Origin of the sequence: uncultured Modestobacter sp., assembly GCF_947486615.1 — a bacterium.
Lineage (GTDB): Bacteria > Actinomycetota > Actinomycetes > Mycobacteriales > Geodermatophilaceae > Modestobacter.
Window position 1 is genome coordinate 374845 of sequence record NZ_CANKUD010000002.1, and the last position, 21145, is coordinate 395989.

Genomic DNA, 21145 nt, shown 5'->3' on the forward strand with positions numbered 1-21145 from the left:
CGCTCAGCCGGTGGTGCGCTGCTCGGCGGCGACCCGGCGGATGAGATCCGCCAGCGCCGCGGTCACCTGGGCGGGGTGCTCCAGCAGCACCAGGTGCCCGGCGTCGGGGACCTCGACGTAGTCGACGCTCCCCTCCCCCGACTCGTCGAACCGCGCCACGATGCGCTCGCTGTGCTCCTTCGGGATCAGCTTGTCCGCATCGCCGGTGAGCACCAGGGTGGGCACCCGGCGCAGCGGCTCGACCGCCCCGCCGACGTCCAGGCCGGCGATCGCCGGGTAGAACTCGGCGACCACGTCGACCGGCGTCCCGCCGATCATCGCGTCCACGTACCGGCCCAGCGCCGGGTCGACGTCGGTGGAGGAGAACGACAGCGACCAGGTCACGGCCGAGACGACATCCTTGGCCAGCCGCCGGGTCCGTTCGGCGATCCCGGGACGGCGGCGCATCGTCCAGACCGCGACCGGCAGCACCGCCGCGCGCACCCGGGTGAGCAGCGCGGGCAGCCCGAAGTCCAGGTCGGCGAGGTTGCCGCTGGAGGTCGACACCAGGGCGACCCCGGCGATCCGGCTGCCGAACAGATCCGGACGCCGCTGGGCCAGGGAGAGCACGGTCATCCCGCCCAGGGAGTGCCCGACCAGCACGACCGGCCCGCGCGGCACGCGAGCGGCGAGCACCTGCTCCAGGTCCGCGGCCAGCTGGTCGACGGTGGAGTGCTCCGCGACGCCGCGACCGGACGAGCCGTGCCCCCGCTGGTCGTAGAAGACCAGCCGGGCGGCAGGCCGGTGGCCGTTGGCGGTGGCCAGCCGGGCACCCAGGTCGCGGCGCTGGAAGGTCCAGGAGCGCATCGACAGCGCGTAGCCGTGCACGAAGACGACGGTCAGCGGGGCGTCGGTGGGCCCGACCTCCTCCACCGACAGCGGCACCCCGTCGTCGGTCCGCACCACCAGGACGCGGTCGGCGGGACGGCTGCCGGCGCCCAGCGGGTCCTCCTCGCGCAGCTCCGCGGTCGGCACGTCGGCGACCGCGCGGCCGTCCGCCCCGCCCTGACCGGCCAGCTGGCCGGCCCGCACCCGGGACGTCGCCGACCGGGTGACCGCCACGCCGACGGCGGTCCCGGCCGCGGCCAGCCCCACCGCGGCGCCGATCAGGCCGGCCGTGCGCCCCAGGTGGTGACTGCCGTGGTGGGGTGCCTGGCGGGTCACGGGAGGACCCCCGCGCTGCCGACGTGGCGGCGGCGGAACCGGCCGCCCACCCGGGTGACCAGCTCGTAGTGGATGGTGTCGACCGCGTCGGCCCACTGCTGGGCGGTGGGCTCGCCGTCCGTGCCGGGCCCCCACAGCACCACCGTGTCGCCGGGGGCCACCGCGTCGTCGCCGACGTCGAGCACGAACTGGTCCATGCAGACCCGCCCGGCGATGGTGCGCTGCGCGCCGGCCGCGAGCACCGGCGCGCGGTTGCCGGCCGCGCGCGGCACGCCGTCGGCGTACCCGACCGGCACCAGCGCCAGCGTCGTCTCCCGCGCGGTGGCGTAGGTGTGCCCGTAGGAGACCCCGACGTCGGCCGGCACCCGCTTGGTCAGCGCCACCCGGGCCCGGACCGTCATCGCCGGCCGCAGCCCGTACTGCGCGGGGTTCCCGCCCAGCGGGTCCAGGCCGTAGACCGCGACGCCCGGGCGGACCATGTCGTACCAGGTGTCCGGCAGCGCGATCGTCGCCGCCGAGTTGGCCAGGTGCCGCCGCGCCTCGGTGAGCCCGGCCGCCCGGGCGAGCGCCACCGCCTCCTCGAAGACCTGCACCTGGCGGCCGATCGTGGGGTGGGTCGGGGCGTCGGCGTAGGCCAGGTGGCTCCACAGCCCGGTGACGGTCAGCTCGCCGTCGGCCTGGGCGCGGGCCGCGGCGGCCACCAGCCCCGGCCAGGCCGCCGGGGTGGCGCCCTCCCGGGACAGCCCGGTGTCGGCGAACAGCTGCACCCGGGCCGGCGTGCCGGTGGCCCGCACGGCGTCGATGAGCTCGGCCAGCGCCCACTCCGCGTTGACCGAGACCTCGACGTCGGCGGCGAGTGCGGCGGCGTAGTCCTCCCCCGGCGCGTGCTGCCAGGACAGCAGCGGCGCGGTGACCCCCGCCGCGCGCAGCGCCAGCGCCTCCTCCAGCACCGTCACCCCGAGGGCGTCCGCCCCACCGGCGAGCGCCGCCCGGGCCGCCGGCACCAGGCCGTGCCCGTAGCCGTCGGCCTTGACCACCGCCATCAGCGGCCGACCGACCCGCTCCCGCAGCGCCGCGGTGTTCGCGGCGATCGCGTCCAGGTCGACCACGACCTCCGCCCGGGCGTCCAGCGCCTGCTGCAGCTGCGTCACGCCGTCCACTCTCCCAGGCGCGGCAGGTCAGGCCGCGCTGCCGCGCAGCCGGGCCACCGTCTCGGGCAGCCGGCGCACCAGGTCCCCGGCGATCAACGGCCCCCGTTGCGCCGCCAGCTCCCCGGCCCGCCCGTGCAGGTGGGCGGCCACCGCGGCCGCCTCCGCCGCCGGCAACCCGGTGGCCAGCACCGCGCCGAGGATGCCCGCCAGCACGTCGCCGGTGCCGGCGGTGGCCAGCCAGGGGGTGCCGGTGCCGTTGACGAACGTGCTCCCGGCCGCGTCGGCGACCACGGTGGCCGCGCCCTTGAGCAGCACGGTGCAGCCCAGGGCGGCGGCGCCCCGGCGGGCGGCGGCGACCCGGTCGGTGCCGACGTCGCCGAAGAGGCGGGCGAACTCCCGGTCGTGCGGGGTCAGCACGGTGGGCGCCGACCGGTCCCCGACCAGCTCCCGGTGCTGGGAGACCAGGGTCAGCGCGTCGGCGTCGAGCACCACCGGCAGGTCGGTGGCCAGCACCTCGCGCAGCACGCTCAGCGCGTCGTCGTCGGTGCCCATCCCCGGTCCGGCCACCCAGGCCTGCACCCGGCCGGCGTCCCCCGGCCGGCCCGCGGTGACGATCGCCTCCGGCCAGGCGGCCCGCACGCCGTCCGCCGCCGTCCCGGCGTACCGGACCAGGCCCGGGCGGGTGCGCAGCGCGGCCCCGGTGCACAGCACCCCGGCGCCGGGATAGGTCGCCGAGCCGGCCAGCACGCCCACCACCCCGCGGGAGTACTTGTCGTCGTCGGCGTCCGGCGCCTCCAGGTGGCCGGCCACGTCGGCGTCGGTCAGCTGCACCGCGCCGGGCGCCGTCAGCGCGTCGGCCAGGCCGATGTCGACCAGGTGCACCGTGCCCGCCCGGCCCCGGCCGGCACCGACGACCAGCCCGGGCTTGAGGGCCCCGAAGGTGACCGTGTGCTGCGCGGGGAACGCCGCACCGGGTACCTCGCCGGTGTCGGCGTCCACCCCGCTCGGGAGGTCGACGGCCACCAGCAGGCCCGGCCCGGCGGTGGCGCGCCGCACCAGCTCGGCCGCCGCGGGGCGCAGCGGGCCCGACCCACCGATGCCGACGATCCCGTCGAGCACCAGGTCGGCGCGCTCCAGGCCGGCCCCGTCGGCGTCGACCACCCGGCCGCCGGACCGCCGCAGCGCGGCCAGGCCCGCGGCGTGCGCCCGCTCGGGGTCCAGCAGGACGGCGCGCACCTGCGCGCCGCGGGACGCCAGCCGGGCACCGGCCAGCAGCGTGTCCGCGCCGTTGTCACCGGAGCCGACCAGCAGCACCACCCGGACGCCGTGCGCCCGGCCCAGCAGGTCCAGGCAGACGGTGGCCAGGCCAGTGGCGGCGCGCTGCATCAACGCGTCGGGCCGGGTGCCGGCCAGCACCCGCTGCTCGGCGGCACGCGCCTGCGCGGCGGAGAACAACCCGATCACGCCCGACCTCCCTCGGGCCGGTGTACCGCTGCCGACCGGCCCTGCGGGTGCACCCCGCCCTCTGCGATGACCACGGCTGAGGCGATGCCCCCGTCGTGGCTCAACGACACGTGCCAGGACGTCACGCCCAGCTCGGCCGCTCGCCGGGCCACCGTGCCGCGCACCTCCAGGTGCGGGCGGCCCCGCTCGCCGACGACCACCTCGGCGTCGTGCCAGTGCAGGTCGCCGGGGGCGCCGAGCGCCTTGGCCAGCGCCTCCTTGGCCGCGAAGCGGGCGGCCAGCGACTCGCCGCTCCGGGCCGCGCCGGAGGGCGTGCGCTGCTCGTCCGCGGTGAACAGCCGGTCCCGCAGCCCCGGGGTGCGGTCGAGGGAGGCAGCGAACCGCTCCACCGGGCAGACGTCGATCCCCACGCCGATGATCACCGGCCCAGTCTGCCCCGCGCCGTCGTCCGTGGCCCCGTGCGGCCCGGCTGCAGCGACCCGCGGCGCGCGGAGGGTGTCGTGCGGGCAGTCGGGTCCTCCCGCCGTCCCTCTCCCTGCACCTACGGCTGTCCCCCCGCACCAACGCTGGTGCGGGGGGACAGCGGGTGACCTGATCAGAGCTGAGGAGCCCGGGCGACTACTCGACGGTGACGGACTTCGCCAGGTTGCGCGGCTGGTCGACGTCCAGGCCGCGGGTGCTGGCGATCTCGCAGGCCAGCACCTGCAGCGGCACCGTGGTGACCACCGGGGCCAGCAGGGTCGGCGTGCGCGGCACCCGGATGACGTGGTCGGCGTAGGGCAGCACGTCGTCGTCGCCGTCCTCGGCGATCACGATGGTGCGGGCACCCCGGGCGCGGACCTCCTGGATGTTGGAGACGACCTTGCCGTGCACCGACTCCCGGCTGCGCGGTGACGGGACGACCACGACCACCGGGGTGCCCTGGTCGATCAGGGCGATCGAGCCGTGCTTGAGCTCGCCCGCGGCGAAGCCCTCGGCGTGGATGTAGGCCAGCTCCTTGAGCTTGAGCGCACCCTCCAGGGCCACCGGGTAGCCGACGTGCCGGCCGAGGAACAGCAGGGTGTCCTCCGTCGCCAGCGAGCGGGCGAGCTCCCGCACCGGGTCCATGCTGCTCAGGACCGCGCGGATCTGGTCGGGCAGCGCCCGGAGGTCCTCGACGATGGCAGCGACCTCGTCGGCGTACTTGACCCCACGCACCTGCGCGAGGAACAGGCCCACCAGGTAGCAGGCGACGACCTGGGTGAGGAAGCCCTTCGTCGACGCGACGGCCACCTCAGGCCCGGCGTGGGTGTAGAGGACGGCGTCGGACTCCCGCGGGATCGTCGAGCCGTTGGCGTTGCAGATGGCCAGCACCCGCGCCTTCTGGTCCTTGGCGTGCCGCAGCGCCATCAGGGTGTCCATCGTCTCGCCGGACTGGCTGACGACGACGACCAGCGTGGAGCGGTCCAGCACCGGGTCGCGGTAGCGGAACTCGCTGGCCAGCTCCACCTCGACCGGGATGCGGGTCCAGTGCTCGATGGCGTACTTCGCGATCAGCCCGGCGTGGTAGGCGGTGCCGCAGGCGACCACGAAGACCTTGTCGATGTCCCGCAGGTCCTGGTCGGACAGCCGCACCTCGTCCAGCACCAGCTCACCCTGCTCGCCCAGGCGGCCGAGCAGGGTGTCGGCCACCGCCTGCGGCTGCTCGGCGATCTCCTTGAGCATGAACCAGTCGTAGCCGCCCTTCTCGGCGGCCGCGGCGTCCCAGTCGACGGTGTAGGCGGTCGGCTCGACCGAGGCACCGTCGAAGTCGGTCACCGTCACCCCGCGGGTGCGGTGCAGCTCGACGACCTGGTCCTGGCCCAGCTCGAGGGCGTTGCGGGTGTGCGCGATGAACGCCGCGACGTCCGAGCCGAGGAAGTACTCGCCCTCGCCGACGCCGACGACCAGCGGGCTGTTGCGGCGGGAGGCCACCACGGTGTCCGGCTCCGCGGCGTGGGTGGCCACCAGGGTGAAGGCACCCTCCAGCCGGCGGCTGACCGTGCGCATCGCCTCGGCGAGCCGTCCCGACCCCTCAGGGGTCTCGGCGTAGACGGCGGCGAGCAGGTGTGCGACCACCTCGGTGTCGGTCTCGGAGCTGAACTCGACGCCGGTCGCCTCGCACTCGGCGCGCAGCGGGGCGAAGTTCTCGATGATCCCGTTGTGGATCACCGCGACCGACCCGTCGGCCGAGACGTGCGGGTGCGCGTTCCGGTCGGTCGGGCCACCGTGCGTCGCCCATCGGGTGTGCCCGATGCCGATGGTGGAGGCGGGCAGCCCGGCCTCGGCCAGTTCCTTCTCCAGGTTGGCCAGCTTGCCGGCCTTCTTGGCGGTGCTCAGTCGGCCATCGGCCAGGACCGCCACACCCGCCGAGTCATAGCCCCGGTACTCGAGCCGGCGCAGCCCCTCCAGGACGACGTCCAGTGAGTCCTTCGAGCCGACGTACCCCACGATGCCGCACATTCGCCCGAGAGTACCGGGGCGAGCGGCCCTCGTCCGGTGCCACGGGACCGGCGACCGACGGCAGGACGGCCGTCAGCTGGTGGCGGCGACGACCTGGGCCAGTCGACCGGCGACCTCGTCGGCCTGCTCCTGGGTCGGCGCCTCGACCATGACGCGGACCAGCTGCTCGGTGCCCGAAGGCCGCAGCAGCACCCGGCCGGTGTCGCCCAGCTCCGCCTCCACGCGGTTGACGGCCTCGGCCACCTCGTCGCTCTCGACCACGGCGAGCCGATCGGTCACCGGCACGTTGACCAGCGTCTGCGGCAGCCGCTGGACCACGGAGGCGAGCTCGGCCAGCGAGGCACCGGTGGCGCTCATCCGGGAGAGCAGGGCCAGACCGGTGAGCAACCCGTCGCCGGTGGTGGCCCAGTCCAGGAAGACCAGGTGCCCACTCTGCTCGCCGCCCAGGGACAGGCCGCGCGAGCGGAGCGCCTCGAGCACGTACCGGTCGCCGACAGCGGTGGTGTGCACCGTGATGCCGGCATTGCGCATCGTGTGGTGGAAGCCGAGGTTGCTCATCACGGTGGCGACGACGGTGTCGTCGGTGAGGTTGCCGCTCTCGTGCAGCGCGAGGGCGCAGATGGCCAGGATCGCGTCGCCGTCGACGACGTCGCCCTCGGCGGTGACCGCGAGGCAACGGTCGGCGTCGCCGTCGTGGGCGATCCCGATGTCCGCGCCGTGCGCCGCGACGGCCTCCTTCAGCGGACCCAGGTGGGTCGACCCGATGCCGTCGTTGATGTTCCAGCCGTCGGGCTCGCCACCGATGACGTGCACCTGGGCGCCGGCCCGGCGGTACACCTCGGGGGCGGAGCGGGCGGCGGCGCCGTGCGCGCAGTCCACGACGACCCGCAGGCCGCGCAGTGGCTCGCGCAGTGCCGACAGCACGTGCGCGGTGTAGTCCTCGGCGGCGCCGGCCAGGTCACGGACCCGGCCGATCCCACCGCCGGTGGGCCGGTGATCGGCCTCGTCCCGGCCGGCGACCCGCAGCTCGATCGCTGCCTCGACGGCGTCGGGCAGCTTGTGCCCACCCCGGCTGAACAGCTTGATGCCGTTGTCCGGCATCGGGTTGTGGCTGGCCGAGATCATCACACCGAGGTCGGCATCGGTGCGGCCGGTCAGGTGGGCGATCGCCGGGGTGGGCAGCACACCCACCCGCAGCACCTCGGCCCCGGCGCTGGCCAGGCCGGCGATCACGGCTGCTTCGAGCATCTCCCCGCTGGCGCGGGGATCGCGGCCGACGACCGCGACGGGACGCGAGGTCCCGTCGCGGTCGGCGAGCACGCTGGCGGCGGCACGCGCCACCGAGAGGGCCAACTCCGGCGTGAGGTCGGCGTTGGCCCGACCCCGGACGCCGTCGGTCCCGAACAGGCGACCCACGGACGTACCGGTCAGCGCTTGGAGTACTGGGGGGCCTTGCGGGCCTTCTTCAGGCCGTACTTCTTGCGCTCGGTGACACGGGGGTCACGAGTCAGGAAGCCGGCCTTCTTCAGCGCCGGACGGTCGTCCGGCTCGATCTCGATGAGGGCACGGGCGATGGCCAGGCGCAGCGCACCGGCCTGGCCGCTGACGCCGCCACCGTTGAGGATGCCGACGATGTCGTACTGCTCGCCCTTCTCCAGGATGACCAGCGGCTCACGGATGAGCTGCTGGTGCACCTTGTTGGGGAAGTACTCCTCGATGGTGCGGCCGTTCAGCTTGAACTGGCCGGTGCCGGGGAGCAGACGCACCCGGACGATGGCCTCCTTGCGGCGGCCGACGGTCTGGATGGGACGCCCGTCGGCGTCGGTCACGGTCAGTGCGCTGGTCACTGGGCCACCTGCTTGATCTCGTAGGTCTGGGGCTGCTGGGCGGCGTGCGGGTGCTCGGGCCCGGCGTAGACCTTGAGCTTGGAGAGCATCTGCCGGCCCAGCGAGTTGTGCGGCAGCATCCCCTTGACGGCGCGCTCGACCACGCGGTCGGCACGGGTCTTCAGCTCGTCGCCGACGTTGATCGCCCGCAGACCACCCGGGTAGCCGGAGTGGCGGTAGGCGACCTTGGTGTCGCGCTTGGAGCCGGTGAGGGCCACCTTGCCCGCGTTGACGATGACGACGAAGTCGCCGGCGTCGACGTGCGGCGCGAACTGGGGCTTGTGCTTGCCGCGGAGGAGGATCGCGGTCTGGCTGGCGAGTCGACCGAGCACCACGTCGGTGGCGTCGATGACGTGCCAGGCCCGGGTGATGTCACCGGGCTTGGGGCTGTACGTGCGCACGAGGCTCACTTGTCCTGTCGTCGTCGGGCGGGTGGCTGGTGGGATCGCCTCACCGAACACGGGAGACGCGGACTGACCCGACGGGTCGGGGTCCCGGACGCGCGCGCACCAGCCGGCGGCGCGCACCAGCGGACGACGATACCAGCCGCCCGGGCCGCTCTCCCCGCCGTCCGATCGGCGGGAGGGCCAGGTGCGATCAGCTCACCTCGCGCAGCCGCCCGGTCGCCACGTCGTAGACGGTCCCGCGGACCTCGGTGCTCAGCAGGTAGGGCGTCGCGGCGATCCGGTCCATCGAGTTCCGGACGTCGGCGTCCACGTCGGTGAAGGTCCGGGCGGTCCACGGCGGCCGGTGCCCGGTGCGCTGCTCGACCAGGTCGGCGACCCCCTCGTCGGTGGCCTTGTTCAGCCCGCAGTCGGTGTGGTGCACCAGCACGACCGCGCGGGTGCCCAGCACGTGCTGGGAGATGGCCAGCGAGCGCAGGGTGTCCTCGGTGACCACACCACCGGCGTTGCGGATGACGTGCGCGTCGCCGACGGCCAGGCCGAGCATGCCGAACAGCGGCATGCGGGAGTCCATGCAGGCCACGACGGCGACCTTGCGCGCCGGGGCCACCGGGAGGTCGCCGGGGAACTCCCCGAGCCAGGCCTCGTTGGCCGCCAGCATCCGGTCGATCTCGGTCACCAGGTCCTCCTGTCGCGCGCTGATCGCCGAACACCGTAACCGGGCCCGGCTACGACCGGCCCTCCCCCTCGGTCCGACGCCGGCCCTGCTCGGCCAGCCGGGCCACCTCGGCCGTCGACAGCCGCGGCCGGCCGCCCAGCCGGGACACCGTCAGTGCCGCCGCGGCACCGGCCTCCCAGGCCGCCGTCCGGGGGTCGGCGCCGCGGAGCAGGGCGACGGTCAGGGCGGCGACCACGCTGTCACCCGCCCCGGTCGGGTCCACCGGGTCCTCGCCGAGGAGGGGCACCAGTTGTTCCCGCACCTGACCGCCGGGCTCCCGCCAGACGGTGAGGTCGCCCTGCTCGCCGGCGGCGAGACTGACGACCCGGGGACCGGCGGCGCACAGCTCGGTGGCCGCGGCCCGGACGTCGCGGAGCCCGTCCAGCTCACCACCCACCCACATGGCCGCCTCGGCCTCGTCGGCCCTGAGCACGTGCACCGAGGCCAGCAGCGCGTCCCGCGTCTCCTCGTCCGGCGGGGCCCCGTCGGCGACGGTCAGCGCACCAGGGGACAGGCGCTGCAGCGCGGCACGCACGGCGTCACCGGGTTGCTGGAGCTGCAGCAGCACCGCGCGGGCGCGCCGGAGGAGCGGATCGGCCGCCGCGACGTCGGCCGGGGTCAGCAGCATCGGCCCCGGGACGTCCTCCAGCAGCCGCCGGACGCCGCCGGGCTCCACCAGGTCGACCAGCAGCGCCGTCGCGGCGTCCGGCCGGCGGACGACCCCGGACACCCAGAGCCCGTCGCTCACCGCCTGGGCCAGCACCAGGTCACCGGCCGGGTCGTCCCCGAGGACGCCGACCAGGGCCACCGGACAGCCGAGCTGGACCGCGGCCAGCCCCTGGTTGGCCCCCTTGCCGCCGAGCACCTCCCGCCGCCGGCGGACCGCGGTGGACCGTCCGCCGCGCGGCAGCCGGTCGATGTCGAGGACGAGGTCCCGGCCCACCTGGCCGACGACGACGGCGGGGCCCTCGGGGGCGGTCACCGGTGCGCTCCGCTCCGTCGGCGCCGTCCCGGCCGCGATCCGATGATCATCACCCGGACAGCCTGCCTGCTCACGCTCCGTGGCGCGAGCACCGGCAGCGCACCACCGACCCCGGTGCCGGGGCCACCGGCGCGGCCATCAGTGAGGATGGGCGGGTGCGCACGGTCGAGGAACACCAGGCAGTGGTCGCCGGGCTGATCGCCCCGCTGCCGGTCGAGGACGTCCCGGTGGCGGCGGCAGCAGGGCGGGTGCTGGCCCGGGACCTGACGGCGCTGGTCGCGCTGCCGGGCTTCACCAACTCCGCCATGGACGGCTACGCCGCCCGGCACGCCGACGTCGGGGCCGCCCGGGAGGACGCACCGGTCCGGCTGCCGGTCGCGGCCGACCTGCCGGCCGGCCGCAGCGACGTCCCACCGCTGGAGCCGGGCACCGTGCACCGGATCATGACCGGGGCCCCGGTGCCCGCCGGCGCCGACGTGATCGTGCCGGTCGAGCGCACCGACGCCGGCACGGACGTCGTCACCATCACCTCCTCCCCCGCCGCCGGCAGCCACCTGCGCCACGCCGGGGAGGACATCCGGGCCGGTGAGCTGGCCATGCCGGCCGGGACGGCACTGGGAGCCGCCCAGCTGGGCCTGGCGGCCGCCGTCGGCCACGCCACCGTGCCGGTGCGCCGGCGACCCCGCGTGCTGGTGCTCTCCACCGGCAGCGAGCTGGTCGAGCCGGGCCGGCCGCTGCGGATGGGGCAGATCTACGAGTCCAACTCCGTGCTGCTGGCCGCCGCGGTCGCCGACGCCGGAGGTGAGGCCCGCACGCTGCACTTCGTCCCCGACGACGTCGACCAGTTCCTCACCGCCGTCCGCGCCGAGCTGCCGGACGCCGACCTGCTGGTGACCAGCGGTGGGGTCAGCGCCGGCGCCTACGAGGTGGTGAAGGACGCCTTCGCCGGACTGGGCACCGTCGAGTTCGGCAAGGTCGCCATGCAGCCGGGCGGGCCGCAGGGCGCCGGCACCGTGGACGGCGTCCCCGTGGTGACCCTGCCCGGCAACCCGGTCAGCTCGTTCGTCTCCTTCGAGGTCTTCGTCCGGCCGGCACTGCGCCGCGCGCTCGGCCACCGCGACCCCGACCGGCTGCGCACGACCGCCCGGCTCGCCACCCCGCTCCGCTCCCCCGCCGGCCGCCGGCAGTTCCTCCGCGGCCGGTTCGACGGCGAGGTCGTCAGCCAGGTCGGCGGGCCCGGCTCCCACCTGGTCGCCCACCTCGCCCGGGCGAACTGCCTGGTCGTCGTCGGCGAGGACGTCACCGAACTGCCCGCCGGCGCGCAGGTCGCCGTCGTCCTGATCGAAGGAGCCCTGCAGTGAGCCAACCCCGACTGACCCACGTCGACGAGACCGGCGCCGCCCGGATGGTCGACGTGACCGCCAAGCCGGTCACCCCCCGGGTCGCGACCGCCGCCGGCCGCGTGCTGGTCAGCCCGGAGGTGGTCGCGTTGCTGCGCGGCACCGGCGTGCCCAAGGGCGACGCGATCGCGGTGGCCCGGATCGCCGGCATCGCCGGGGCCAAGCGGACGCCGGACCTGGTGCCGCTGTGCCACCCCATCGCCCTGCACGGGGTCACCGTCGACCTGGAGGTGACCGACGAGGCCGTGGAGATCACCGCGACCGCCCGCACCGCCGACCGCACCGGGGTGGAGATGGAGGCGCTGACCTCCGTCGCCGTCGCCGGGCTCACCGTCATCGACATGGTGAAGGCCGTCGACCCGCGGGCGTCGGTCACCGACGTGCGGCTGCTCGCCAAGTCCGGCGGCAAGAACGGCGACTGGGTCCGATGAGCGCCGAGCTGCCCGCCGGTGCCCGGGCCGTGGTCCTGACCGCCTCCAACCGGGCCTCCGCCGGGGTGTACGACGACCGCTCCGGGCAGCTGCTCGCCGAGGGGCTCCGCGACCTGGGCTTCGCCGTCGAGGGCCCGCACGTCCGCCCGGACGACGTCCCGGCCCTCACCGAGGTGCTCCGGGCCGCCGTGGCCGGCGGGGCCGACGTCGTCCTCACCACCGGCGGCACCGGCCTCTCGCCGACCGACGTCACCCCGGAGGCGACCCGGGCGGTGCTCGAGCGCGAGGCACCCGGCATCGCCGAGGCGGTGCGCCGCTTCGGCGCCGACCACGTGCCGACGTCGGTGCTCTCCCGCGGGCTCGCCGGCACCGCCGGGCGCACCCTCATCGTCAACCTGCCCGGCTCCACCGGCGGCGTCCGGGACGGCCTCGCCGTCCTCGGCCCACTCCTCCCGCACGTCGTCAGTCAGCTCCGGGGCGGGGACCATGTCTGATGTCGCGCTGCCGCGCTCCAGCGCGGCCAGGAGCCGTCCCGGCTTGCGCTGAGCCCTTTCCCGGGATCACAGCGGGAGCCTCCGGCCCCGCGCTGCGCTCCCGGACCGTCCTGACGGACGGGGGTCCGTACTCGTGCCCGGCTCAGTGCGTGCCCGGCTCGGTACGTGCCCGGCTCGGCACGTGCCCGGCTCAGCCCGTACCCGGCCCCGCCTGTGGCCGACCCCGCCCGGCCGATGGCCGACCCCCCGTCGTCCGGGTCAGGTGGGCAGGACGAGTCGCTCGGGGTGGGTGTAGACGTTGCAGCCGTCGCCGCGGAGGAAGCCGATGAGGGTGATGCCGACCTCCTGGGCCAGCTCCACCGCCAGCGAGCTGGGGGCCGACACGGCGGCCAGCACCGGTACCGCGGCCATCGCGGCCTTCTGGGTCAGCTCGAACGACGACCGGCCACTCACCATCAGCACGTGCCCGGCCAGCGGCACCCGGCCCTCCCGGACCGCGTCGCCGACGACCTTGTCCACCGCGTTGTGCCGCCCGACGTCCTCCCGCAGGGCCACCAGCTCCCCGTCGGCGCGGAACAGCCCGGCCGCGTGCAGCCCGCCGGTCTTGTCGAACACCTCCTGTGCCGCCCGCAGCCGGTCCGGCAGCGCCAGCAGCGTCTCCAGCGTCAGCCGGGTGTCGTCCGCGGCGACGTCGTAGGCGGTCTTCGTGCGGATGGCGTCGATGCTCGCCTTGCCGCACACGCCGCAGGAACTGGTCGTGTAGAAGTTCCGGTCCAGCGCGGTGTCCGGTGCCTCCACGCCGGGGGCCAGGTCGACGTCGACCACGTTGTAGGTGTTGCGGCCCTCGTCGTCGACGGAGTTGCAGTAGCGCAGCCCCGCGATGTCCGCGGCCGAGGCGATCACGCCCTCGGTGGCGAGGAAGCCGTGCACCAGGTCGAAGTCGTCGCCGGGGGTGCGCATGGTGACCGCGAGCGGCGTGCCGTCCAGCCGGATCTCCAGCGGCTCCTCCGACGCGACGGTGTCCGGCCGCCGGGTGTGCAGCGGCCCACGGATGCGCAGCACCGGGGTGCGGCTGGTGACTCGTCCCACCCCGCAGACGGTACTCACGGCCCGCGCCCTACCGTTCGGCCCATGACCGCGCTGCCGCCCTTCGCCGCCGTCGTCCTGGCCGGCGGCCGCGCGGCCCGGCTCGGTGGGCAGGCCAAGCCGCAGCTGGACGTCGGCGGGCGGTCCATGCTGGCCACCGTGGTGGCCGCGGTCGACGGCGCCTCCCCCGTGGTGGTGGTGGGCCCGCCGCAACCGGTCCCGGACGGTGTGGTGCTGGTCCGCGAGCAGCCTCCGGGCGGCGGGCCGGTGCCGGCGCTCGCGGCCGGCCTCGCCGCCGCGGGAGACGCCGAGGTCGTCGCCGTCCTCGCCGCCGACCTGCCCTTCCTCACCCCCGCACTGGTGGGGGCACTGCGCGAGCGGCTGGACGGTGACGGGGTGCTGGTGGTCGACGAGACCGGCCGGGACCAGCTGCTGCTCGGCGTCTGGCGCACCGCGGCACTGCGGGCCGTCACCGCCTCCGCCCGCGCACACGCGCCGCTGCGCGGACTGCTGGCTCCGCTCTCCGTGCAGCGGCACCGACCGGAGTCGCTGCCCGGGGAACCGGCCCCATGGACCGACTGCGACACCCCCGCCGAGCTGGCCCGGGCCCGCGCCGCCGCAGTGCGCCCCTGAACACGATCGGACTGCCCGGCGTCGGTGCGGGTAGGGGCCCCTCATGCGCGTTGTCATCGCAGGAGCCCACGGGCAGATCGCCCGCCGCCTCGGCCGGATGCTGAGCGACCGGGGGGACACGGTGCTCGGCATCGTCCGCAACCCCGACCACCGGTCCGACCTGGAGTCCGACGGCGTCCAGCCGGTCGTGCTCGACCTGGAGCAGGCGTCGGTCGAGGACGTCACGGCGGTCGTCAGCGGGGCGGACGCCGTGGTGTTCGCCGCCGGTGGCGGACCGAACAGCGGTGCCGCCCGCAAGGACAGCGTCGACCGGGGCGCCGCCGTCCTGCTGGCCGACGCCGCCGTCGCCGCCGGGGTCGGTCCCTACCTGCTGGTCTCCTCCATCGGTGTCGACCAGGTCGCCGACGGCGCGACCCCGGAGGGCATGGACGAGGTCTTCGTCGCCTACCTGCGCGCGAAGCTGGCGGCCGAGCAGCACGTGCTGTCGGTGGACGGCCTGGCACCGGTGGTGCTCCGGCCCGGCAGCCTCACCGACGACCCGGGCACCGGCCGGGTGCGACTGGAGCGGACGACCGACCGTGGGGAGGTCCCCCGGGACGACGTCGCCGCCGTGCTGCTCGCCCTGCTCGACACCCCGAAGGACGGCGCCGTGGTCGAGCTGCTCTCCGGGGACACCCCTGTCGCCGAGGCCGTCGCCGCCCTCTCCTGAGGTCGGCTACCCCCGGGCGGCCGGGTCGGCCCGGTGGGGCTCCGGCCGCTTGGCCCGGGTGACCACTGCCCGGGCGGCGAGTTCGTCGTCGTCCGGGTAGTCCACCCGGACCAGAGTGAGGCCGCCCGCGGGCGCCACCGGCACGTCGTTGGCCCGCTCGGTGCGGGTGAGCAGTGAGGCCGGCCAGCCCGCCGGGCGGCGTCCCTCCCCCACGGCGATCAACGCGCCGACGAGGCTGCGCACCATCGAGTGGCAGAAGGCGTCGGCCGACGCCTTGATCTCGATCAGGTCGCCGTCGCGGCTGACGTCGAGGTCCAGCAGGGTGCGGATGGTGGTCGCGCCCTCGCGGCGACGACAGAAGGCGGCGAAGTCCTGCTCCCCCAGCAGCAGTGCCGCAGCGACCCGCATGTCGGTGACCTGCAGCGAACGGTGCCAGGCGGCGGTGTCCGCACGGCGCAGCGGGGGCGGACCTGAGTCGGCGTCGGTCAGCCGGTACACGTAGTGGCGGGCCAGCGCAGCGAACCGCGCGTCGAAGTCCGGGCTGACCACCCGGGCCCCGGTGACGGCGACGTCCGGGGGCAGCACCCCGCGCAGTCGGCGCAGCAACTTGCCCTCGTGCTGGGCGAAGAGCTCCGGCGGAAGGTCGGTGTGGGCGACCTGACCGGTCGCGTGCACCCCGGCGTCGGTGCGACCGGCCACCGTCAGGTCCACGTCGTGCCGCAGCACGGTGGCCAGACCCAGTTCCAGCTCGCCCTGCACGGTGCGCTGGCCGGGTTGGCGGGCCCAGCCGTGCAGTGCCGTCCCGTCGTAGGAGACGTCGAGCCGAACGCGGACGAGCCCGCCACCGGTGAGGGTGGCGGGCTCGTCGAGGTGCTGCTGCTCCATGGAGCGGACCGTCAGGAGACGGTCAGGTCACTTCGGGTCGGTGGCCGGCTCGCCACCGGGCGCCTGGACGCCGGCGGTCGCGGCGTCACCGAGCTCGGCGGCCTCGACCTCGGCGGCGGCCGCGTTGGCCACGTCCGGGGACAGCTGCGGGTCGTCGACGACAACGGCGTTCTCCCGGGTGGGCTCAGGGGTGACGTCGCCGTCGTCCTGCCGCTCACCGTCGGGGTTGTAGACGTCGGTGACCACGGCCTGGCCGGCCGCCACGTCCTCGGCCGGCTCGTCGCCGGTGACGGCCGGGCTGGTGTCCCCACCCGGGCCCGTGGTGACGCCCTCGTCGGTCAGGTCACTGTCGGAGGTCTCGCGGGCGTCCGCGGGGACCTCGCCAGCGGCGGCCGAGGAACCGGCGCCAGCAGCGAAACGGGTGCCGCGAGCGCGCTCGGCCTCCCCCACGGCCTGCTGCGCCACCGTCTGGCCCTCGACCAGCTCGATGATCGCCATCGGCGCGTTGTCGCCCTTGCGCGGACCGACCTTGACGATGCGCGTGTAGCCACCGGGCCGGTCGGCGAAACGGGGGCCGATCTCGGCGAAAAGGTGGTGGACGACGTCCTTGTCACGGATGGTCGTCATGACCTGGCGGCGGGCGTGCAGGTCCCCGCGCTTGGCGAAGGTGACCAGCTTCTCGGCCAGCGGGCGGAGCCGCTTGGCCTTGGTCTCGGTGGTGGTGATCCGGCCGTGCTCGAACAGCGAGGTGGCCAGGTTGGCCAGCATCAGCCGCTCGTGCGCGGGGGATCCGCCGAGACGGGGGCCCTTTGTGGGGGTGGGCATGTCGGTCCTTCCTCAGGCCGCCGGGGGGTCCCTGCGAGCCGCGCGTTCACTGATGGGTGGTGCTCCGGTGCCGGCGGTGCCGGACCCGGCGGGACCCTGCCGCCCCGGGAGGCGGCAGGGTCCGTCTGTCAGAGCTGCTCGGTCTCCTGGAAGCTGCCCTCTTCGTACTGGGCCGGGTCGCCGTAGGCGGCGTCGCCCTGGTACGCGTCGGTCTCGTAGCCCTCGTCGTAGCTCTCCACCGAGGTGGGGACGAACCCGGGCGGGCTGTCCTTCAGGGCCAGGCCCATTGCTGCCAGCTTGAGCTTGACCTCGTCGATCGACTTCGCACCGAAGTTGCGGATGTCGAGCAGGTCGGCCTCGGAGCGGGTGACGAGCTCACCGACGGTGTGCACGCCCTCGCGCTTGAGGCAGTTGTAGGACCGGACGGTGAGGTCCATGTCCTCGATGGGCATCGAGAAGTTCGCGATGTCCGCGGCCTCGGCCGGGCTGGGCCCGACCTCGATGCCCTCGGCGTCCACGTTCAGCTCGCGCAGCAGGCCGAACAGCTCGACCAGGGTGGAGCCGGCGCTGGCGATCGCGTCACGGGGCTCCATCGACGGCTTCGTCTCGACGTCGACCACGAGGCGGTCGAAGTCGGTGCGCTGCTCGACGCGGGTCGCCTCGACGGCGTAGGTCACCTTGAGGACCGGCGAGTAGATCGAGTCGACGGGGATGCGACCGATCTCCTGGCCGGGCTGCTTGTTCTGGGTGGCCGGCACGTAGCCACGGCCCCGCTCGACGACCAGCTCGATCTCCAGCCGGCCCTTCGCGTTGAGGGTCGCGATGTGCAGGTCGGGGTTGTGCACCTCGACGCCGGCCGGCGGCGCGATGTCGGCGGCGGTGACCTCACCGGGGCCCTGCTTGCGCAGGTACATGGTCACCGGCTCGTCGGAGTCGGAGCTGACCACGAGGCCCTTGAGGTTCAGGATGACCTCGGTGACGTCCTCCTTGACGCCCGGCACGGTCGTGAACTCGTGCAGGGTGCCCTCGATGCGGATGCTGGTGACAGCAGCGCCGGGGATCGAGGACAGCAGGGTGCGACGCAGGGAGTTGCCGAGGGTGTAGCCGAAGCCCGGCTCCAGCGGCTCGATGACGAACCGCGAGCGCTGGGCGTCGATGGTCTCCTCGGTGAGGGTCGGACGCTGTGCGATGAGCATGGTTCTCCTCCAAGTCCTCCGGCACCCGCCATATGACGCCGTGAGGGGTGGTGCCGGCGGGACGGACATCCGTCCGCCCGTCCCGCCGTCCTGCTGGTCGTGCTGCCTTACCGGCCGATCACTTCGAGTAGAGCTCGACGATCAGCTGCTCCTGGACCGGGGTGTCGATCACCTGGCGCGCCGGGATGCTGTGGACCAGCACCTTCAGCTGCGAGGAGATGACCTCCAGCCACGGCGGGACCGGACGGGAGCCGGCCTTCGCCTGGGCGAGCTGGAACGGGACCATCTCGGCGGACTTCGCAGCCACCTCGAGGATGTCGTTCGCGGTCACCCGGTAGGACGGGATGTCGACCTTGCGGCCGTTCACCTTGATGTGGCCGTGGCGCACCAGCTGGCGTGCCATGTCTCGGGACTCGGCGAAGCCGGCCCGGTAGACCACGTTGTCCAGGCGCGACTCGAGGATCTGCAGCAGGACCTCACCGGTCTTGCCCGACTTCTTGTTGGCCTCTTCGTAGTAGCCGCGGAACTGCTTCTCCAGCACGCCGTAGATGCGGCGGGCCTTCTGCTTCTCACGCAGCTGCAGCAGGTACTCGCTGTCCTTGGTGCGACCGCGACCGTGCTCGCCCGGCGGGTACGGCCGGATCTCGATCGGGCACTTCGCGGACTCGCACTTGCTGCCCTTGAGGAACAGCTTCATCTTCTCGCGCCGGCACAGGCGGCAATCGGCTCCGGTGTAACGGGCCACGTCTATCTACCTTCTTCGTCTCGTCAGTGACCGGTCAGACCCGGCGGCGCTTCTTGGGGCGGCAGCCGTTGTGCGGCTGCGGCGTCACGTCCTGGATCTGACCCACCTCGAGGCCGGTGGCCTGCAGAGAGCGGATCGCGGTCTCGCGGCCGGAGCCCGGGCCCTTCACGAAGACGTCGACCTTGCGCATGCCGTGCTCCTGCGCCTTGCGCGCGGCGTTCTCGGCGGCCATCTGCGCCGCGAACGGCGTGGACTTGCGCGAGCCCTTGAACCCGACGTGCCCGGCCGAGGCCCAGCTGATCACGTTCCCCGTGGGGTCGGTGATCGACACGATCGTGTTGTTGAAGGTGCTCTTGATGTGCGCCGCGCCGTGAGCGACGTTCTTCTTCTCCTTGCGGCGCACCTTCTTGGTGCCAGCTGCCGCGCGAGCCCTGGGAGGCATCTCTCTCCGGTCTGAGTCTGTGTTCGTGGCCTGGTCGCCCACCCGGTCCTAGCCGAGGGGACGGTCGTGCTCAGGCGCACCACCGGTCCGGCCCTACGGACCCGCGACGGTGCGCCGACGTGCTGAGATCAGCGAGCCTTCTTCTTGCCCGCGATGGTCTTGCGCGGGCCCTTGCTCGAGCGCGCGTTCGTCTTGGTGCGCTGTCCGTGCACCGGCAGGCCGCGGCGGTGCCGCAGACCCTGGTAGCAACCGATCTCCACCTTGCGGCGGATGTCGGCAGCCACCTCGCGGCGCAGGTCACCCTCGACGCGGAAGTGCTCGTCGATGTAGTCGCGCAGCTTGAGCAGGTCCTCGTCGGTCAGGTCCTTGGCCCGCAGGTCCGGGCTGACGCCCGTCGCGGCCAAGGTGGCCTTGGCCGAGGTCGGCCCGATCCCGTAGATGTAGGTGAGCGCGATCTCCATCCGCTTCTCGCGGGGAAGGTCGACGCCAGCAAGTCGTGCCATTGTCAGGTACTCCCTCAGCCCTGGCGCTGCTTGTGCCGGGCGTTCTCGCAGATGACCATGACCCGGCCGTGCCGGCGGATCACCTTGCACTTGTCGCAGATCTTCTTCACCGACGGCTGGACCTTCACCGGTGCCGCCCTCATTCCTGTAGTTCGTGGCCGGCGCCCGGCATCCGTAGGGACGCCGGACCGGCAGGGGTCACTTGTAGCGGTAGACGATGCGGCCGCGCGTGAGGTCGTAGGGCGACAGCTCCACGACGACGCGGTCCTCGGGCAGGATGCGGATGTAGTGCTGCCGCATCTTGCCGCTGATGTGGGCGAGCACTCGGTGCCCGTTCTGCAGTTCGACCCGGAACATCGCGTTGGGCAGCGGCTCGACGACGCGACCCTCGACCTCGATGGCCCCGTCCTTCTTTGCCACGCCTACACGGCCTCCTCGTTCGATCGACGTGCATGCGCCCATGCCGGTGCGACAGGGCGGTGGTGCGGATTTGTACTGCTGGATGACGCTGGTGCGCACGTTCTCGCTGAGGGCGTCTGTCGGCGTACGGCCACAGCACGACGACGGACGGCGCGAACGCCATCGGTCACTGTACTCCCCGTGGCACCAGGACTCCAACCCGGCCTTGGGTGACGGTGACCATCCCCCCGCGGCGAGCCCGCGGCCCGGCCGCTGGCCCCGGCGCTGATCCGCGCGCGTCAGGACCGGGCGGTGACGCCGAAGGGCGCCAGCCCCGCGAGACCGCCGTCCTCGGCGGTGAGCACCCAGGGACCCTCGGGAGTGATGGCCACGGAGTGCTCGAAGTGCGCGGCCCGCGAGTGGTCCTTGGTGACCACGGTCCAGCCGTCCTCGAGCTCGACGGTGGCCGGGTCGCCGATGGTCACCATCGGCTCGATCGCCAGCACGAGGCCCGGCACCAGCTTCGGCCCACGACCGGGCCGCCCGTAGTTGAGCACGTGCGGGTCCTGGTGCATCTCTGTGCCGATGCCGTGACCGCCGTAGTGGTCGACGATCCCGTAGGGGTGCTCGTGCGCGGTGATCGACTCCTCGACCGCGTGGCTGATGTCGGTCAGCCGGCCGCCGGCGATCGCCCTGGCCAGCCCTGCCCACATCGACCGCTCGGTGACCTCCAACAGCGCGGCGTCCTCCGGGCTGGCCGTGCCGACCGTGACCGTGATGGCCGAGTCGCTGTGCCAGCCCTGCAGGATCGCCCCGCAGTCGATCGAGATGTTGTCGCCCTCGGCCAGCACCCGGTCGGGGTCCGGGATGCCGTGCACGACCTCGTCGTTGATCGACGCACAGATGGTGCCGGTGAACCCGTGGTAACCGAGGAAGTTGGGCACGGCGCCGTGTGACCGGATGTGGTCCTCGGCGATGGCATCGAGCTCACCGGTCGTCACACCCGGCGCCACGGCGGCCTTGACCGCCCTGAGCGCGCCGGCGGTGACGAGACCGGAGGCCCGCATCAACTCGACCTCGTGTGCGGTCTTGATCTGGATCATGCGTC

25 protein-coding genes are annotated in these 21145 nt (G+C 74.1%); 5 read left to right on the forward strand and 20 right to left on the reverse strand.

What is annotated here, in order from left to right:
* Positions 1-3: 3 nt before the first annotated feature.
* The 10 genes from Q1A09_RS05040 to Q1A09_RS05085 form a co-directional block, all read right to left on the reverse strand.
* A complete protein-coding gene (locus Q1A09_RS05040; RefSeq protein ID WP_299952388.1) occupies positions 4-1203 on the reverse strand; it encodes an alpha/beta fold hydrolase in 1200 nt (399 codons plus the stop codon).
* Positions 1200-2354 (reverse strand): alanine racemase, encoded by a 1155-nt coding sequence (alr, locus tag Q1A09_RS05045; protein ID WP_299952389.1) that lies wholly within the window; start codon positions 2352-2354, stop codon positions 1200-1202. The genes Q1A09_RS05040 and alr overlap by 4 nt, the downstream gene beginning before the upstream one ends.
* Positions 2355-2381: 27 nt before the next feature.
* Positions 2382-3818, reverse strand: coding sequence for an NAD(P)H-hydrate dehydratase (locus Q1A09_RS05050; RefSeq protein WP_299952390.1), 1437 nt, complete (start codon positions 3816-3818; stop codon positions 2382-2384).
* A complete protein-coding gene (locus Q1A09_RS05055; protein ID WP_299952391.1) occupies positions 3815-4240 on the reverse strand; it encodes a holo-ACP synthase in 426 nt (141 codons plus the stop codon). The genes Q1A09_RS05050 and Q1A09_RS05055 overlap by 4 nt, the downstream gene beginning before the upstream one ends.
* A 196-nt stretch (positions 4241-4436) precedes the next feature.
* On the reverse strand, positions 4437-6299 hold the full coding sequence (gene glmS, locus Q1A09_RS05060) for a glutamine--fructose-6-phosphate transaminase (isomerizing) (RefSeq protein WP_299952392.1): 1863 nt from the start codon (positions 6297-6299) through the stop codon (positions 4437-4439).
* Between the two features lie 72 nt (positions 6300-6371).
* On the reverse strand, positions 6372-7715 hold the full coding sequence (gene glmM / locus Q1A09_RS05065; protein ID WP_299952393.1) for a phosphoglucosamine mutase: 1344 nt from the start codon (positions 7713-7715) through the stop codon (positions 6372-6374).
* 11 nt (positions 7716-7726) lie between these two features.
* Positions 7727-8146: a 30S ribosomal protein S9 gene (rpsI, locus tag Q1A09_RS05070; RefSeq protein ID WP_366139754.1), complete on the reverse strand. Its 420-nt coding sequence runs from the start codon at positions 8144-8146 to the stop codon at positions 7727-7729.
* Entirely contained in the window at positions 8143-8586 is a 444-nt protein-coding gene (gene rplM, locus Q1A09_RS05075) for a 50S ribosomal protein L13 (RefSeq protein ID WP_299952394.1), read from the reverse strand. The genes rpsI and rplM overlap by 4 nt, the downstream gene beginning before the upstream one ends.
* Positions 8587-8782: 196 nt before the next feature.
* Positions 8783-9268, reverse strand: coding sequence for a carbonic anhydrase (locus tag Q1A09_RS05080; RefSeq protein ID WP_299952395.1), 486 nt, complete (start codon positions 9266-9268; stop codon positions 8783-8785).
* A 49-nt stretch (positions 9269-9317) separates the two neighbouring features.
* Positions 9318-10289 (reverse strand): PfkB family carbohydrate kinase, encoded by a 972-nt coding sequence (locus tag Q1A09_RS05085; RefSeq protein WP_299952396.1) that lies wholly within the window; start codon positions 10287-10289, stop codon positions 9318-9320.
* Between the two features lie 155 nt (positions 10290-10444).
* On the opposite strand from Q1A09_RS05085, the gene glp reads away from it, so the two are divergent.
* Genes glp through Q1A09_RS05100 form a run of 3 tightly spaced genes read left to right on the forward strand, consistent with a single transcriptional unit; the run spans position 10445 to position 12614 of the window.
* Entirely contained in the window at positions 10445-11650 is a 1206-nt protein-coding gene (gene glp / locus Q1A09_RS05090) for a gephyrin-like molybdotransferase Glp (protein WP_299952397.1), read from the forward strand.
* On the forward strand, positions 11647-12120 hold the full coding sequence (gene moaC, locus Q1A09_RS05095; RefSeq protein WP_299952398.1) for a cyclic pyranopterin monophosphate synthase MoaC: 474 nt from the start codon (positions 11647-11649) through the stop codon (positions 12118-12120). Before glp ends, moaC begins: the two co-directional genes overlap by 4 nt.
* Positions 12117-12614 (forward strand): molybdenum cofactor biosynthesis protein B, encoded by a 498-nt coding sequence (locus Q1A09_RS05100; RefSeq protein WP_299952399.1) that lies wholly within the window; start codon positions 12117-12119, stop codon positions 12612-12614. Before moaC ends, Q1A09_RS05100 begins: the two co-directional genes overlap by 4 nt.
* A 258-nt stretch (positions 12615-12872) precedes the next feature.
* Here the strand turns inward: Q1A09_RS05100 and fdhD are convergent, their stop codons facing one another.
* Complete coding sequence (gene fdhD, locus Q1A09_RS05105; protein ID WP_299952400.1) at positions 12873-13703, reverse strand: formate dehydrogenase accessory sulfurtransferase FdhD; 831 nt, start codon at positions 13701-13703, stop codon at positions 12873-12875.
* A gap of 42 nt (positions 13704-13745) precedes the next feature.
* On the opposite strand from fdhD, the gene Q1A09_RS05110 reads away from it, so the two are divergent.
* A complete protein-coding gene (locus Q1A09_RS05110) occupies positions 13746-14333 on the forward strand; it encodes a molybdenum cofactor guanylyltransferase (RefSeq protein ID WP_299952401.1) in 588 nt (195 codons plus the stop codon).
* Positions 14334-14376: 43 nt separating this feature from the next.
* Complete coding sequence (locus Q1A09_RS05115) at positions 14377-15042, forward strand: NAD(P)H-binding protein (protein ID WP_299952402.1); 666 nt, start codon at positions 14377-14379, stop codon at positions 15040-15042.
* Positions 15043-15048: 6 nt separating this feature from the next.
* Here the strand turns inward: Q1A09_RS05115 and truA are convergent, their stop codons facing one another.
* The 9 genes from truA to map form a co-directional block, all read right to left on the reverse strand.
* Complete coding sequence (gene truA / locus Q1A09_RS05120) at positions 15049-15927, reverse strand: tRNA pseudouridine(38-40) synthase TruA (RefSeq protein WP_299952403.1); 879 nt, start codon at positions 15925-15927, stop codon at positions 15049-15051.
* 27 nt (positions 15928-15954) lie between these two features.
* Positions 15955-16752, reverse strand: a complete 798-nt coding sequence (rplQ, locus tag Q1A09_RS05125) for a 50S ribosomal protein L17 (protein ID WP_299952404.1) — start codon at positions 16750-16752, stop codon at positions 15955-15957.
* A 128-nt stretch (positions 16753-16880) separates the two neighbouring features.
* A complete protein-coding gene (locus Q1A09_RS05130; RefSeq protein WP_299952405.1) occupies positions 16881-17948 on the reverse strand; it encodes a DNA-directed RNA polymerase subunit alpha in 1068 nt (355 codons plus the stop codon).
* Positions 17949-18066: 118 nt separating this feature from the next.
* Positions 18067-18693, reverse strand: a complete 627-nt coding sequence (gene rpsD, locus Q1A09_RS05135; protein WP_299952406.1) for a 30S ribosomal protein S4 — start codon at positions 18691-18693, stop codon at positions 18067-18069.
* A gap of 34 nt (positions 18694-18727) precedes the next feature.
* Positions 18728-19135: a 30S ribosomal protein S11 gene (rpsK, locus tag Q1A09_RS05140; protein WP_026844840.1), complete on the reverse strand. Its 408-nt coding sequence runs from the start codon at positions 19133-19135 to the stop codon at positions 18728-18730.
* Between the two features lie 128 nt (positions 19136-19263).
* Positions 19264-19638 (reverse strand): 30S ribosomal protein S13, encoded by a 375-nt coding sequence (rpsM, locus tag Q1A09_RS05145; protein ID WP_036334299.1) that lies wholly within the window; start codon positions 19636-19638, stop codon positions 19264-19266.
* 14 nt (positions 19639-19652) lie between these two features.
* Complete coding sequence (gene rpmJ, locus Q1A09_RS05150) at positions 19653-19766, reverse strand: 50S ribosomal protein L36 (protein WP_014742835.1); 114 nt, start codon at positions 19764-19766, stop codon at positions 19653-19655.
* Positions 19767-19836: 70 nt separating this feature from the next.
* Positions 19837-20058, reverse strand: coding sequence for a translation initiation factor IF-1 (gene infA, locus Q1A09_RS05155; RefSeq protein WP_012950459.1), 222 nt, complete (start codon positions 20056-20058; stop codon positions 19837-19839).
* Positions 20059-20336: 278 nt separating this feature from the next.
* Positions 20337-21140: a type I methionyl aminopeptidase gene (gene map / locus Q1A09_RS05160; RefSeq protein WP_299952407.1), complete on the reverse strand. Its 804-nt coding sequence runs from the start codon at positions 21138-21140 to the stop codon at positions 20337-20339.
* Between the last annotated feature and the right edge of the window lie 5 nt (positions 21141-21145).